The following is a 14,071-nucleotide window of genomic DNA, read 5'->3' on the forward strand; positions in this document are numbered from 1 at the left end:
AATTTTGGCGTAATGACTGATTACCAGTTACTGACTTGAACTGCATAGGTCATGTGAAATGGCTAACCCATCTTTCATCGAGCCGATCCAAGATGATAGAAAGCATTTTTTCAAGTTACAAGGTAGATATGTCGATAACGAATCGATACCGCACATCGCTGCGGAGCACACGCTCATACGCCTCGTCTACTTGGTCGGCGCGAATGACCTCAATTTTAGGGGCAATGCTGTGTTGAGCGGAGAAATCGAGCATCTCTTGCGTTTCCCGGATTAGGAGGCGAACGCCATTGTCCTTAACAAACGTTTCACAAAGAAAGCGAACAACAACAAGGAAATCGCGACCGACACGGCGCTGACCGTGAACAATACCTGGTAGCTCGTGTACTGGGAAACCCAGCCCAGCATGATGGCACCCAGGCCGATGCCGAGATCGGTCGCCGTCAACAACGAAGCGTTGGCGACCCCTGTACGGTCCGGGCGGGCAAGACGTATCGTTGCTGCTTGAAGAGCCGGCTGCGCGGAACCGAAACCGATACCGTACAGAACCGCCGAAACGAGCACGCCGAACAATCCGGTCGCGAAGCTCAAGACAATCAAAGCCAAAATCGTAATCACAAGGGCCGGAACAATGACAAACGTCTCGCCGTGCCGGTCCGAAAGCTTTCCCGCAATGGGACGGATCAGGGCAAGCGTTGCGGCATAGGCCAGAAAGAACGCGCCGGAATTGACCTGGATCGAGTCTGCGAACAGCGCAACAAATGCGGTAATGCCGCCATAAGCGATATATAGAAAAAAGACCGATACCGTGACGGGCAAAACCGATTTTTCGAAAAGCTCGATTCTCCTGCCGACCGATTGCGGCCGGAAAGGCATTTTTGCTCCAAACGTCAAGAGCAGTGATACGGCGGAAAGGCCGACGGCGAATAGAAACAGAGCGTGGTACGATAGGTTTTGTGCGACCCAGATGCCGAACATCGGCCCGATTGCCATCGCCAAGGTCATGGCCATGCTGAACCATCCCATGCCTTCTCCGCGGCGGGCGGCAGGGATCATATCCGTAGTCGCCGTGATTATGGCGGTGGTGGAAAAGGCCCAGCTCATCCCGTGCAAGATTCGGAGCCCCATCAAAACGACAATGCCACCGACCCAGTTGTACATATACATCGCCAAGGCGAAGAGAAGCAGCCCCCAGAGAATAAACGGACGCCTGCCGAACCGGTCCAGCAGCCCGCCTACGAGCGGCCGAAAAATAACGGCGGACAGCATAAACGCGCCCGTCGCCAGACCAACCTGCGCTTCGGTGCCGCCGATCTGTTTGATGAACTGCGGCAGTGTCGGAAGCAGCGAGTAAAATGCGATGAAAAGGAACAGCATCCCTGCAGTCATGAGAACAAACGACTTCGTCCATAGCCGTTCCACGTTTCATTCCTCCTCTTGTGCATGCTGCCGGTGTGCGAGCTTTTATCCCCCTGTTCCTCGGAGTGTTTTCTCTTTTCCAACGAGTCCCTGTTCATATCTGTCGATTTTGTAATCCAGGCGTTCCAGCGTGTTCGTCATTTCTTCGATCCTCATGCCCAACTGCTTTCGCTGTTCGATCAAGAGTTCTTTTCTGGCCTCCAGCGTGGCATCCCCCTGTTGATACAGGCCCAAATACTCAATCAATACTTCAACGGGAAGACCTGCATTGCGCATACATTTGACGAATTCGACCCATCTGCAGTCTTCTTCCGTATAATCACGGATTCCGCTTTTATTCCGGTTCACGCGGGGAATCAGCCCGACGCGTTCATAATAGCGCAGCGTATCCTGCGAAAGATCGAATTTTGCGCTTACTTCCGCGATAGTCATCGACATGCCATTCACCGTCTTTCCGTTTTATAGAGCACCGACAACCCGATGGGGGACATACGGCTCTTCCAGCGACGCAATTTCTTCCGGTGTTAACGTAATCGAAAGAGCAGCTGCCGCATTGTCAAGATGAGACTCTTTCGTAGCGCCGATAATGGGAGCTGTAACAGGCTCTTTCTGCAGCAGCCAGGCAAGCGCGATTTGAACGCGGGAAACGCCGCGTTGTTCCGCGATTGCCGCAACCCGCTCCACAATCAGTCGATCGGCATCTGCGAAGGCATCGTATTTGGATTTCTGAACCTGATCCGTTTCGGAACGATGCGTGGCTTCCGACCAATCGCGCGTCAATCTTCCGGATGCGAGCGGGCTATAGGGAATCACACCGATTTTTTCAGCCCTGCACAGCGGAAGCATCTCCCTCTCTTCTTCACGGTAGATGAGGTTTAAATGATTCTGCATCGATACGAACCGGGTCCACCCGTTTTTCTCGGCAACATGCAGCGCCTTCAGAAACTGCCATGCGTACATAGCGGAAGCCCCAATATACCTCACTTTACCCGCCTTTACAACATCATGGAGCGCTTCCATCGTCTCTTCGATGGGCGTATTGTAATCCCAGCGGTGAATTTGGTACAGATCCACATAATCGGTTCCAAGCCGTTTAAGGCTTTTATCGATTTCATTCATGATGGCCTTGCGGGACAGACCTGCACCGTTCGGACCTTCATGCATGCGAAAATGAACCTTCGTCGCAAGTACAATTTCATCCCGATTCGCAAAATCCTTCAGTGCCCGCCCGACGATCTCCTCGCTGGTGCCGTCCGAATACACATTGGCCGTATCGAAAAAGTTGATGCCTAAATCAAGGGCTTTTTTGATAATCGGCCGGCTCCGCTCCTCATCCAGCACCCAGGGATGAACCCACCTCTCGGCTACACCAAAGCTCATACATCCGATACAAAGCCGGGATACATCCAAACCGGTATTGCCGAGTTTCACATAATCCATTTGTGGACACGCTCCTCTTTGTCAAGATATAAAAGAGTTTAACCTTTGGAGTGCACTCCAAGTCAATACGAAAATGGATTATTATTTATGGACGAATATTTATCTTCTTCTAAATGTTACGCCCAGTGATGGTGTTCATTGTCTAGGTTTTGTAACTACGCCATAATAATTCAGCCAGCCATTCACCGAGAGCAACAAGGCATAGTAGTATTAACAGGACTTCCCCCACCATGGCGGAAGAGATTCCGCAAAGAAGGGGCATCAAAATGGGAATTGTCTTTTTTCACTGCTACAAAACCGATCCGGCATCCGTCTTATAAGCGAAAGGGGGGACGGCGGCAACATGGAGGAAGGCGCACAGGTACCCGAGCTGTTCCAGCGCTTGTTCCGGGAGCATTACCCCGAGGTGGCGCGGAAGCTCTATGCGTTGACCGGCGATTATGCGGCGGCGGAGGATTTGGCCCAAGAGGTGTTCCTGCGGCTGTACCGGAGCCCTCCGGACCGGCTGGAGGCCGTCGGAGCTTGGCTGCACCGGGTGCTGACCCGGGTGGGCTACGATTATTTGAGACAACGGTCGTCGGGCAAGGCGTTATTGGAAAAGGAAACCGCCCGCGTGGCGGCTTGGTCGGAAGGCGCCGCCCCTTCGGGAGAGACGGAGGTCATCCGCGAGTGGGAAAAAGACGTGGTCCGCCGGGTGCTGCAAAAGCTCTCGGACCGGGACCGGACCGCCCTTCTGCTTCGGGAGGAAGGGTACAGCTACGACGAGATTGCCCTCCGTCTGGAGGTCAACCCGAAGATTGTCGGCACGCTGCTGACCCGGGCGGGGGAACGGCTGAAGAAGAAATACGGGCAGGAGGAGGAGCAGCACGATGGCGGACGGAGAGAAGCGGACCGGCGGGGAGCCGGTTTTTGATACGGACCGGGCTTGGGACCGGTTCGAGAGGCTGGCGGCCCGGGAGCCGGTTCCGGCGTTTTGGAGGCAGGCGGAGGAAGGTCAGCGTTCATACGAAACTAGGATCGAGGCACGATTGGATGGGAATCAAAATAATTACGAGAAGGATGGTGCGGTCGAGATGAAGCAGACGGAAGCATCCCGGGTAACACAAGAGTCTCCGCTTGTCGGAGCAACAGGCGCTCTAAGCGCGGCAAGGCATAACGGGGCGGACGGCGCCTGGCGGACGGAAAGACCGGCCAAGCGCAGGCTTCGGAGACTGACCGCCGGAGTTGCCGCAGCTGTCATGGCTGTCGGCCTGTTCACCACCCCCCTGGGGGACCGGGCACTAGCCGCCATGCAGCAAACCTTCCGCATCCAGCACATGGTCGGAGTCGGGATCTCAGCGGATGACATGGCGACCATCTCTGGCCTTCTGGACCGCGGCTCGCCCGAGGGAGACCGGAGCTTCAACCTGGCCCAATATGGCACCTTGACCCAGTCCGGTGGCGGGGAAGCCCGTACCATTACCTGGGAGGAAGCGGAAAAACGGATGGGAGCCCCCCTGCTCCAGCTGGGGAACTCCACCGCCCCCTCCTACCAGCCGGCTACCACGCTTACCTTCAACCTGAATGTGAAGGCGGTCAACCGGCTGCTCACCCGTTTGGGCAGCACCACCACCCTGCCTGCAGAAGCGGACGGCAAAGCCATCCGGCTGCACATCCCGGACGGCATCGCCACAGAGGGCACCTTGTCGGGCAAGCCGGTGCGGCTGCTCCAATTCGGCAAGCCGGAGCTGACCGTGGAGGACGGCATCGACGCGGCAACCGTCCGAGAGGCGGTACTGGGGTTGCCCGTGCTGCCGGACAGCCTGCGGACCAAACTGGCCGCCATCGGCGATTGGCGGAGCACCCTGCCGGTTCCGGCCCGCGACGGCGTGACCACCAGCCTCCGGTTGGGCGGACATGATGCAGTCATGACCACGGACGGCAGGAATCGCCATCTGCTCTGGCTCGACGGGGACCGAATGGGTCTGCTGAGCGGTGAGATGAAGGATTTCCCTACGGAATCCGCCTTCCAGCAGGCCGCGGAGGAGCTTATCCAGCCATGATGATGATTGACACAGAAGAATTGACCAAAACCTACAACGGCCGCGTCGGCTGCCGCGGCATCACCCTGCAGGTGCCGAAGGGCTGCATCTTCGGTCTGCTGGGACCCAACGGTGCCGGCAAAAGCACCTTCGTCAAAATGCTGGCCGGCCTCCACCGCCCCGACTCCGGGCGGGCCACCGTCCTGGGGCAGCCCCTCGGCCGGCCGGAGGCTCGGCGCAAGCTTGGGTATTTGCCCGAGCTGTTCCGCTTTCAGGATTGGCTGACCCCGGTGGAGGTGCTCCGCTTCCATGGTCAGCTGGGGGGGCTGCGCCCGCAGGAGACACGGGCGCCCGCTTTCCGCAGCCGGGTACGGGAAACCCTGGAGCTGGTCGGCTTGTCCGAATCCGCAGACCGCCGGGTCGGCGGCTTCTCCAAGGGAATGCAGCAGCGCCTCGGCCTGGCTGCCGCCCTGCTCCTGGATCCCGAGCTGGTGATCCTGGACGAACCCGCATCAGCCCTGGACCCCGTCGGTCGCTACGAGATCCGCAGCCTGCTGAAGCGGCTTCGAGGCAGAGGCGTGACAATTTTCCTCAATACCCATCTGTTGGAGGATGTGGAGGAGCTGTGCGATGAAGCCGCCTTCCTGTACGGAGGCGAGCTGCTGGCGTCGGGTCCGCTGCACAAGCTGCTCAGCGGCACCGGTGATAGTGGGGACAGCGGTGCCAGCTGGCGCTTCCGGCTCGGCGGCTGGCTCCCGGAGACGTGGGCGGAGCTGAACGACGCCGTCAGCGGCGCTCTCTCCTCCCTGCTGCGCCTGGTCGAGGCCGATGAGAGCGGTAACGCCCTCCTAACCGCCCGCGTAACGGACCGGGAACAGGTCGGCTACCTGTGTTCCCTGTTCATCCGGATCGGCCTGACGCTCTACGAATCCGGCCCCGAGCCGAACAGCCTGGAGGCCTGGTTCCTCCGGATGGCCCAATCCCGCCAAGGAGGTGTCCCGCAATGACCATGTACATCTCCGCCACCTTCAAGGAGCTGACCCGCAAGCGGGTGTTCCTGGTCACGCTAATTCTGACCTTTCTCTTTCTGGCCTTGTTCGCCTTCGGAGTCCGGGAGCTGTCCGGCATGGCCGGGCAGAACTCCCCCGCCGAACGATTGATGACCAGCATGGTGCTGATGGTGCTGGGACTTTTTTTCGCGCAATTCCTGGCGGCCTTCTTCGTGCTCTTCTCAGCCATGGGCACCGTCACGGGCGAGCAGGAGAACGGCCTGCTGCTGGCCGTCGCCGCCCGCCCCATCCCCCGCTGGAAGCTCTATCTGGCCAAATGGCTGGGCCACGCCGTCTGGATCACCGTGTACAACACAGCCTTGTTCGTTTCCGTGGTCTGGACCATCCACAGCCTGGCCGGACTTCCCGTACTGGCGGAGGATCTGCTGCGAGGCCTCGGGCTGTTTCTCTGGATGCCGCTCCTTCTCCTCACGCTAACCATGCTGGGTTCCGTCTATTTGCCGATGCTGGGGAACGGGATCTGCGCCGCCCTGCTGTACGGGTTTGCCCTCTTCATTGGGCTGGTCGAAGGGGTATCGACATATGAAGGGAGCCAGCCCGCACTGGAAAAATTCGTTCTTCTAACCGGGCTGCTCCTGCCCACGGACTCCGTCTACCGAAGAAGCCTCTACGAGGTTCTGGGGGGAGCGGATTGGGCCGGATTGGCGACGGCTGACATGGGGCCTTTTTCCATGCCGAGTATTCCTTCGAATGCCTTCCTCCTGTATACGGTGGGGTATGCGGCGGTTCTGCTTTTGCTGGGGTGCCGGGCGTTCAGCCGGAAGGATCTGTAGAGCTTGACCCTACGGGTGACTCGTCCATGCTGGACGTACAGCACACGGAAATCCCCCGCCACCCGCTGGCGAAGCTCGTGCTGCAGCTCGAACACCTCCGCCAGGGTGCCCTCGGACCGGATGAACAGGACCCGTCCGCGCCTTAAGGAAAATAGTTTTAGACTAACATTGAAAAAAGAGACAGCGGCAGCCCAGGACGAGAAAATAAAGTCCTAGACTGCCGCTGCGCTATTTCACTAAAGTTTCCGTTAGCGTAGCGCCAAACTAACCGCCGATCCGTTGCCGCCTATCTGTTTGAGGAATAGCGGCAGCGTAGGAAGCAGCAAATAATAAAAGGAGTGGATAGGTTTAGCCCGTTCAGGATTCGTATTGCTCGTCACTGACTTTTTCCATCCAATCGACCGCCTTACCGTCAAGACGTTCTTGAATGGCAATATGGGTCATTGCCGTGGTTGGAGAAGCTCCATGCCAATGTTTCTCACCCGGCGGGAACCAGACCACGTCACCCGAATGTATTTCCTCAATTGGATCTCCCCAGCGTTGAACCCGTCCGCTGCCCGCCGTTACAATCAAAGTCTGGCCTAGCGGATGAGTATGCCATGCCGTCCGCGCACCGGGCTCGAACGTAACGCTGGATCCAACTGCGCGTGCAGGATCGGCTGCTTCAAACAGGGGATCAATACGAACCGTGCCGGTAAAATATTCAGACGGTCCTTTGCCGGAAGGTTGCGACCCGATTCTTTTGATTTCCATTCTGCAAATACCTCCATTTGAGTTTTTGTAGGTCTACCCTATGGTTTGTTCAAGTAAAGAGACACACCGGTGTTGGCGTGCCCCAATATTTAGACTGGATGAATCGTTATTCATTCTCCATCGTGCTGATGTCGATCACAAATCGATAGCGGACATCTGAAGCTAATACGCGCTCCCAGGCTTCATCAATCTGGTTAGCGGAAATAACCTCGATCTCAGGAGTAATGTCGTGTTCAGCGCAAAAGTCAAGCATTTCCTGCGTTTCGCGAATTCCACCGATCATCGATCCAGCAAACGACCGGCGATGAGGGATAAGTGAGAATACTTGAACTGGCAACGGCTCAGCTGGCGCCCCGACATTGACTAGTGTACCGTCCAGCGCCAGCAACGAAAGGTAGGCATTCATATCGATCTTCGCGCTCACTGTATTTACAATGAGGTCGAACGTACCAGCCAGTTTATTGAACGTCTCCGGATCGCTCGTGGCGTAATAAAGATCCGCGCCCAGCCGCAAACCGTCTTCTTTCTTCTTCAATGTTTGTGATAGCACAGTAACCTCTGCCCCCATGGCACGGGCGAGCTTCACCGCCATGTGTCCGAGTCCGCCAAGTCCAACAACAGCTACCTTCTTGCCGGGGGCAACTCCCCAATGGCGCAGCGGCGAATACGTTGTGATGCCGGCACACAGCAGCGGAGCGGCGACATCAAGCTCAATACCGTCAGGAATTCGGACCACGAAGTCTTCCGTTACGACGATGTGAGTGGAATAACCCCCCTGCGTATATTGCCCATACCTGTCGGTTGCTGCATAGGTGCCCGTATTTCCATTAAGGCAATACTGCTCTAAACCCTTATGGCAGTTATTGCACTCTCTGCAGGAGTCAACCATGCAGCCGACCCCTACCCGGTCGCCAACGGCATACTTTGTAACTTCCGAACCAATCTGGGTGACGATTCCGGCTATCTCGTGGCCTGGAACGAGAGGATAATTTACCGGCCCCCACTCGCCGCGAGCGGTATGGATGTCAGAGTGGCAAATACCCGCGTACTTAATCTCAATCAGGACATCATGCGGCTTAAGATCCCTGCGCTCGATCGTGGTCAGTTTGAACGGACCTTCAGGACTAAATACAGCGCGTGCGTTAGCATTAATCATCGTATAACCTCCTGCAACAAGAAATGGATAAACGAAATCATTTGTTTAATCAACTCATGTATATTATAATAGTAAGGAACATACATTCAATGGTTAAAAAAACGCAATTTGTTGATATATCAACACATCACGCAAAAATGTTGATTATATTAGAAAGTTAGGCGGAGTTAACGATGACAAAAGTGGATCGGAGAATTCTGAAAACCCAAGAATCGTTGAAAAAAGCGGTTATCGAGCTGATGGCTGATAAAAATTTCGATGAGATCACGATTCAGGATATTGCAGACCGGGCAAACGTAAATCGCGGAACCATTTATCTTCATTATCAGGACAAATTTGATTTATTGGATAAACTCATAGAAGCACACATGAATGAATTGGGAGCGATGGATGAGTGGGCATGTGAGATGGATTGGATCGAAGCTCTTGTTCCTTATTTCGAATACTTTGAGAAAAATTATTTATTTTTTTCGACCATGTTAGCAAGCAAAGGAGCACCGTCATCGTTTAGAACTCGGCTTCTTGCTTCTTTTATGGAAGGATTCAAAGGTGAGATTGACAGAGAAAGCGGAAGAAATACGGATTTAAGCGATGAGGTTATGTTGCAATATGCCGGGACTGCTTATGTAGGGGTAATTGAATGGTGGATCAGGAATGGAATGCCCTATCCGCCGCAAATAATGGCCAAACAAGTTGGTACCCTGTTAGGGAGAAGTTTATAGTCCATATTAAACACACCGGGAATCGATCGCCGCTTAATTCAAAGTCTTTTTCTGTCTACTTGACGGGGGGATGACCTCCTTAGATCTAGGATGGCCTTAGTCAACAACCAAAAGAGCGCCGATCCGATGCGGATGGCGCTTTTTTGAAATAAAAGCATGGGATTTTTTTCTCGCGATGATTGACCGTCCCTAATCATAAAACACTTAACTAGTCACGAACGCCAAATAAATGAGAAGCGCAATCGCCATACAACCGGAGAATTTGTAATTCGGTACGGTCATTTCAAACACGGGCTTCTTAAACAGACCCGCCAGCAAATTGTTCACGGCTGAGGCCGGCGATACGGGATTGGACAAGCCCCAACATCCGAGCAGCAGCACCGCGAAATACGTCGGGCTGATTTGCACGCCGAGCGGATCGATGCCGCCCGCAAGAATGGTCACCGGCACGATGGGATGCAGACCGATTAAGGATGTTCCCGCAATGAGAACCACCGTGAACAGCGAGAATGTAAAGGAAATCGGTAGAGGGACTTGCTCCAGCAGCGCCGGAACGGCTGACCCGAACCCCGTTTCGCGGATTGAACCACTGAAGAAACCGGCGGCCAGAAACAGCGTGATCTCCTTCTGCAAGGCTGGGAGCGTTACGGTAAAATGATTCTTTAAGCCTTGCCGGTATACGTCCATAGCCCCCTTCGCCATGCACCAGATCAGCGGAAACAATACCGCAGCCATACAAATCAACATCACCATCGGCAGCTGGACCGTCCGCTCCAACACCAGGATGACGATAATCGCAGCTGTTAAATACATCCCGAGCCCGAACGGAAAAGCCGCTTTCCCCTGCTCCGCAGCTGGCTCCTGTTGAGGAGATTCCGCTTTCGCGTGCCGCAGCTCCCGAAAATCCACAACCCAGCTTATAAAAAGACTTAGAATCGCCAAACCGAGCAAATAAGGGAGAATAAACGACCAAGGCAATTTTAGCGCCGAAGTCACGAGCGCCATGGCGGCGAAATACGGCGACCAAAAAATCGCCCCCGCAAATCCCCGGTTCAGCGCATTGGCAAGCAACCCGGACATGCCCGGCTGCGGCTTCACAAAGACGATCTGATAAACCACTGGGATCGATCCCACGTTGATAAACACGCCCATGATTTGGGTAAGAAGCTGCGTGCCTATGAATAAGCCTGTCTTACTCCGAAGGTTCGTTTCGTAGAACCGCTTCAACGCTTCGACGTAGTCGGGAATTCGAACCGGAATCCCAAAAAGCGGAGCCAATAAGAACAGAGTAACGATCGTCACGTTTATTCCGGCCGCCTCGAACCAAACCCTGGCATCCGCTTTTTGCAGCATCAGGAGGGCCGCGCCGACAATCATAAAGGAGATCGTAAGCCACAGGCTCACCCCCTTAAGCTTCGGCTGCAATAAGGCGATTGCGATAAAAACCAAGCTTCCCAGCAGAGGGGTGAGCAGATCCAACTGCGTCAACTGCTGTACAATATAAACCGCGGCAATGGAGAATATGATCGTCCTCTCCATTGCAGCCTTAACTGCGGATGTCATTCGATCCGCCTTCTTTCAATCGTAATTCTTAACTAAATTGCCAGCAGCTTAAGCTCAGATTGCCGTATTGGTAGCTGCGGTGAAGCAGCTTTGCCTGACGATTGGAGTCCCCGGTTCCCATCGCGAGAAGCAGCGGAATAAAGTGTTCGCTCGTCGGTACGGCCTCTTGGGCGTAAGGAGCCCGTTCACGATATTGAAACAGCGCTTCCGTATCCCACGACTCAAGCTTGCTCTGAAGCCAGTTGTCGAACTGCTCCGCCCACTCGTCGATCGCCTCCGATTGCCATTTCAATCTTCTTAAATTGTGGACCGTTCCACCGCTGCCGATAATGAGAACATCTTGTTCCCTAAGCACCGAAAGAGCCTTACCGACTTGATACTGCTGCTCGTTAGTTAGATACCGGTTCACGGATAGAGCGACAACCGGGACATCCGCATCCGGATATAGCAGCTTCAGAACCGCCCAAGCTCCGTGATCGAGTCCTCTCCTCTCATTCAGAACGCTCTGAATGCCGTGCTTCGCAAACAGCGATTGCACCTGCTCGCTCAGCGAGCGATCGCTTTTGGCCGGATAGGTCATCTCGTAAAGCTCATCTTGAAACCCGCCGAAATCATAAATGGTCTCATACGTTTCAGCGGCGCCGATCGTCTGCACCGGCTCCTCCCAATGAGCGGAAAAGAGCAGGATCGCTTTCGGTCTGGGCGTATGATCCTTGAAGCTCTTTAACAATTGTGTATATTCGTTATCCTCAAGCACGATCGACGGAGCGCCATGCGCGAAGAAATAGGAAGGGATCATACGGCTTCTCACCCCTTGTTTGTAATCAAACCGGCATCCTGCTTAAGCCAATTCAGAACGTCACGCTGATTCTCTTCCGATACCCCGTGGTCGGTCGGATATAATTTGAACGTTAAGCGCGGCGTCTGATCCTTGAAGTACGCCGCCGTCTCGTGGCCGATCCGAACCGGGAATATAGAATCGTACTCACCATGCGAAACAAATACCGACACGTCCTTCACGCTGCGCAGCGGGTACTCCGTCTTCACAAACTCAGGAACGTAGCCATTTAACGCAACGATTCCCTTCAACTGATCCCCCATCGTTAGTGCAAGCGTCATGGACAGGATCGCGCCTTGGCTAAAGCCTAGCAAATAACGCCTGCCCGGATCGATCGGATACTTTTCCGTCGCATAATGAATGAATGCTTCAAGCTGCTTAACTGCTTCGTCAAACATCTCCCGGATAGGATTGCCCAGGCTTTTCAAATCATAGTACTGATAACCGGCGCCGAGCGGCAAATTGCCGCGAATGCCGATAATGATGCAATCATCGGCTAATGGAGCGACCAAACCGAACATATTTCTTTCATTGGAGCCTTTGCCGTGCAGTGTAAAGACGACCGGGTATTTCTTGTCCGGGTCCAGATTGGCCGGCAAATGAATGTCATATTGATAAACCGGATTCATAATCATCATCCTTAGCTATAGGTTATGCGGTTCGCTTGCTCATAATAAAACGGTCAACCGAAAGCGCCGGATCATTGGCAACAGCCAGATACAACGTTACCAAGATAAAACCGAGATCCAGCTCATAGCCGGCCATTTGTCCGTTCCCAAGAAGTCCAACCGAAAGCTTCGCCGTAAAAATAGCACCGATTAGCATGACAATAAACAACGCCGATACATAACGGGTAAACAATCCCGCAATGAGCATAATGCCGCCCACAAGTTCAAGCACCGCCACAACATAAGCCAAAAATCCCGGGATACCAATAGAACTGAACCATGCGTCTACATTGCTAAGTCCCATTTGAAACTTGGCGATCCCATGAACTAAAAATATGATTCCCATCACCACACGCATAATAACCGATACGACTGCTGTCTTTGTCATTGAATTCTCTCCTCCATGAATATTAGTGATAATGAAATAAATTTCATATGGGTAATTTATACTAAAGCACACTGGCGTGTCAACAGAAAAATTGCTAATATGTAATTATGTTTTGTATTAGAAATATTCGCGAGGTGCAATCGGATGGATATAGGCTCCACTATACGAGCGATTCGAAAGAGAAAGAATATCACCATCGCTCAAATCTGCGAAGAAACCGGCCTGTCCCAAGGTTTTATGAGTCAGGTTGAAACCAATAAAACCTCCCCCTCCATTTCGACGCTGGAGAGCATTGCAAAGGCTTTAAAGGTGCCTTTAGCTTATTTGCTCTTAAAGAAGGAGGAGCGGATGAATATCGTCCGAAAGGATGAACGAAGAATTACGACAAGCGGCGCCGGAAATTTGAAGGTTGAGCACTTGAGCAACACGAAGAACGTCAGGATGATGCTCGTAGAGTTTCCTCCAGGGGCTTCGACCGGAGACGTTCCTCATGCGCATGAAGGCGAGGAGGTTCATGTTGTTCTTAAAGGGAGGATCTACGCAAAGCAGGGAGAAGACGCGGCCGAATTCGGAGAGGGCGATTCCTTCAGTTGGAACGCGTGCACGCCCCATTTGGTGAGAAACATAGGCGAGGAAACGGCAATCGTGTTAATATCCATCTATACGGAAACCGACAGCGGGCGGGATCTCCTCTAAAATGTGAAAGGGCAGTCCGGAGTTGCTACTTCCGGTCCTGCCCTACCATCGGGTCTTTTCCCGCGCGGATCAAGTTTACTGATGACCAACGATCCGGTGAGGTACGTACGGATCTTCCAACGACGCTATTTCTTCAGGTGACAGTTTAACCGAGAGCGCAGCAATGGCGTCCTCTAGATGTGAGATTTTCGTTGCACCGACAATAGGAGCCGTTACAGGTTCTTTTTGCAGCACCCAGGCAAGTGCGATTTGTACACGAGGAACCCCATGTTTTTCTGCGATGGCCGCTACCTGATCGATGATCAATCGATCGGTATCTGCAGTTGCATCATATTTCTGTTTCACAATCTGATCGGTTTCCGAACGGTGTGTTTTTTCCTCTGGATCCTTTGTTAATCTTCCTCCAGCAAGCGGGCTATAGGGAATCACACCGATTTTTTCAGCCTTACAGAGCGGCAGCATTTCCCTTTCTTCTTCGCGGTAAATAAGATTTAAATGATTCTGCATCGACACATCGCCTACATCATGGTCATGAAATACATCTACCAAGTGCCGCTGCATCGGCTC

At 53.7% G+C, this 14,071-nt stretch carries 16 protein-coding genes and 1 pseudogene; 6 read left to right on the plus strand and 11 right to left on the minus strand.

Features of this window, described 5'->3' with window-relative positions:
• Nucleotides 1–115: 115 nt before the first annotated feature.
• The 4 genes and pseudogenes from RWM61_RS20345 to RWM61_RS18875 all read right to left on the minus strand — a co-directional run.
• Nucleotides 116–271, minus strand: a pseudogene (locus tag RWM61_RS20345) (alcohol dehydrogenase); the annotation flags it as partial.
• Entirely contained in the window at nt 271–1,419 is a 1,149-nt protein-coding gene (locus RWM61_RS18865) for an MFS transporter (RefSeq protein ID WP_399539026.1), read from the minus strand. The pseudogene RWM61_RS20345 and the gene RWM61_RS18865, both read right to left, overlap by 1 nt.
• Nucleotides 1,420–1,461: 42 nt before the next feature.
• Nucleotides 1,462–1,848, minus strand: a complete 387-nt coding sequence (locus RWM61_RS18870) for a MerR family transcriptional regulator (RefSeq protein WP_314003699.1) — start codon at nt 1,846–1,848, stop codon at nt 1,462–1,464.
• Nucleotides 1,849–1,875: 27 nt separating this feature from the next.
• A complete protein-coding gene (locus RWM61_RS18875; RefSeq protein ID WP_314003701.1) occupies nt 1,876–2,856 on the minus strand; it encodes an aldo/keto reductase in 981 nt (326 codons plus the stop codon).
• 343 nt (nt 2,857–3,199) lie between these two features.
• Here RWM61_RS18875 and RWM61_RS18880 point away from each other — a divergent pair, with 343 nt between their 5' ends.
• From RWM61_RS18880 to RWM61_RS18895, 4 genes are read left to right on the plus strand one after another with little or no spacing between them, the layout of a single operon-like run.
• A complete protein-coding gene (locus tag RWM61_RS18880; protein WP_314003703.1) occupies nt 3,200–3,769 on the plus strand; it encodes a sigma-70 family RNA polymerase sigma factor in 570 nt (189 codons plus the stop codon).
• A complete protein-coding gene (locus RWM61_RS18885; RefSeq protein ID WP_314003705.1) occupies nt 3,726–4,898 on the plus strand; it encodes a hypothetical protein in 1,173 nt (390 codons plus the stop codon). Before RWM61_RS18880 ends, RWM61_RS18885 begins: the two co-directional genes overlap by 44 nt.
• On the plus strand, nt 4,895–5,884 hold the full coding sequence (locus RWM61_RS18890; protein ID WP_314003707.1) for an ABC transporter ATP-binding protein: 990 nt from the start codon (nt 4,895–4,897) through the stop codon (nt 5,882–5,884). Before RWM61_RS18885 ends, RWM61_RS18890 begins: the two co-directional genes overlap by 4 nt.
• The gene (locus tag RWM61_RS18895) at nt 5,881–6,720 is read left to right on the plus strand and encodes an ABC transporter permease subunit (protein ID WP_314003709.1); all 840 of its coding nucleotides are present in this window, start codon (nt 5,881–5,883) and stop codon (nt 6,718–6,720) included. The genes RWM61_RS18890 and RWM61_RS18895 overlap by 4 nt, the downstream gene beginning before the upstream one ends.
• Nucleotides 6,721–7,077: 357 nt before the next feature.
• Here RWM61_RS18895 and RWM61_RS18900 read toward each other — a convergent pair whose 3' ends face one another.
• Complete coding sequence (locus RWM61_RS18900) at nt 7,078–7,473, minus strand: cupin domain-containing protein (protein WP_314003711.1); 396 nt, start codon at nt 7,471–7,473, stop codon at nt 7,078–7,080.
• Between the two features lie 106 nt (nt 7,474–7,579).
• Nucleotides 7,580–8,629 carry an NAD(P)-dependent alcohol dehydrogenase gene (locus tag RWM61_RS18905; RefSeq protein WP_314003713.1) on the minus strand — a complete coding sequence of 350 codons (1,050 nt, stop codon included), beginning with the start codon at nt 8,627–8,629 and terminating at the stop codon, nt 7,580–7,582.
• A 173-nt stretch (nt 8,630–8,802) separates the two neighbouring features.
• Here RWM61_RS18905 and RWM61_RS18910 point away from each other — a divergent pair, with 173 nt between their 5' ends.
• A complete protein-coding gene (locus tag RWM61_RS18910) occupies nt 8,803–9,351 on the plus strand; it encodes a TetR/AcrR family transcriptional regulator (protein ID WP_314003715.1) in 549 nt (182 codons plus the stop codon).
• Nucleotides 9,352–9,555: 204 nt separating this feature from the next.
• Here RWM61_RS18910 and RWM61_RS18915 read toward each other — a convergent pair whose 3' ends face one another.
• The 4 genes from RWM61_RS18915 to RWM61_RS18930 are packed head-to-tail and all read right to left on the minus strand — an operon-like array spanning nt 9,556 to nt 12,808.
• The gene (locus RWM61_RS18915) at nt 9,556–10,914 is read right to left on the minus strand and encodes a hypothetical protein (RefSeq protein WP_314003717.1); all 1,359 of its coding nucleotides are present in this window, start codon (nt 10,912–10,914) and stop codon (nt 9,556–9,558) included.
• A gap of 28 nt (nt 10,915–10,942) precedes the next feature.
• Complete coding sequence (locus RWM61_RS18920) at nt 10,943–11,713, minus strand: class III extradiol ring-cleavage dioxygenase (protein ID WP_314003719.1); 771 nt, start codon at nt 11,711–11,713, stop codon at nt 10,943–10,945.
• A gap of 8 nt (nt 11,714–11,721) precedes the next feature.
• The gene (locus RWM61_RS18925; RefSeq protein WP_314003721.1) at nt 11,722–12,381 is read right to left on the minus strand and encodes a dienelactone hydrolase family protein; all 660 of its coding nucleotides are present in this window, start codon (nt 12,379–12,381) and stop codon (nt 11,722–11,724) included.
• 22 nt (nt 12,382–12,403) lie between these two features.
• Nucleotides 12,404–12,808 carry a DoxX family protein gene (locus RWM61_RS18930; RefSeq protein WP_314003723.1) on the minus strand — a complete coding sequence of 135 codons (405 nt, stop codon included), beginning with the start codon at nt 12,806–12,808 and terminating at the stop codon, nt 12,404–12,406.
• A gap of 144 nt (nt 12,809–12,952) precedes the next feature.
• Between RWM61_RS18930 and RWM61_RS18935 the strand changes: the two genes are divergently transcribed.
• The gene (locus RWM61_RS18935; RefSeq protein ID WP_314003725.1) at nt 12,953–13,504 is read left to right on the plus strand and encodes an XRE family transcriptional regulator; all 552 of its coding nucleotides are present in this window, start codon (nt 12,953–12,955) and stop codon (nt 13,502–13,504) included.
• Nucleotides 13,505–13,579: 75 nt separating this feature from the next.
• Here RWM61_RS18935 and RWM61_RS18940 read toward each other — a convergent pair.
• Nucleotides 13,580–14,071, minus strand: a 492-nt coding sequence (locus RWM61_RS18940; RefSeq protein ID WP_314003727.1) for an aldo/keto reductase, incomplete at its 5' end; no start/stop codon positions are given.

Origin of the sequence: uncultured Paenibacillus sp., assembly GCF_963515335.1 — a bacterium.
Classification (GTDB): Bacteria; Bacillota; Bacilli; order Paenibacillales; family Paenibacillaceae; genus Paenibacillus_I.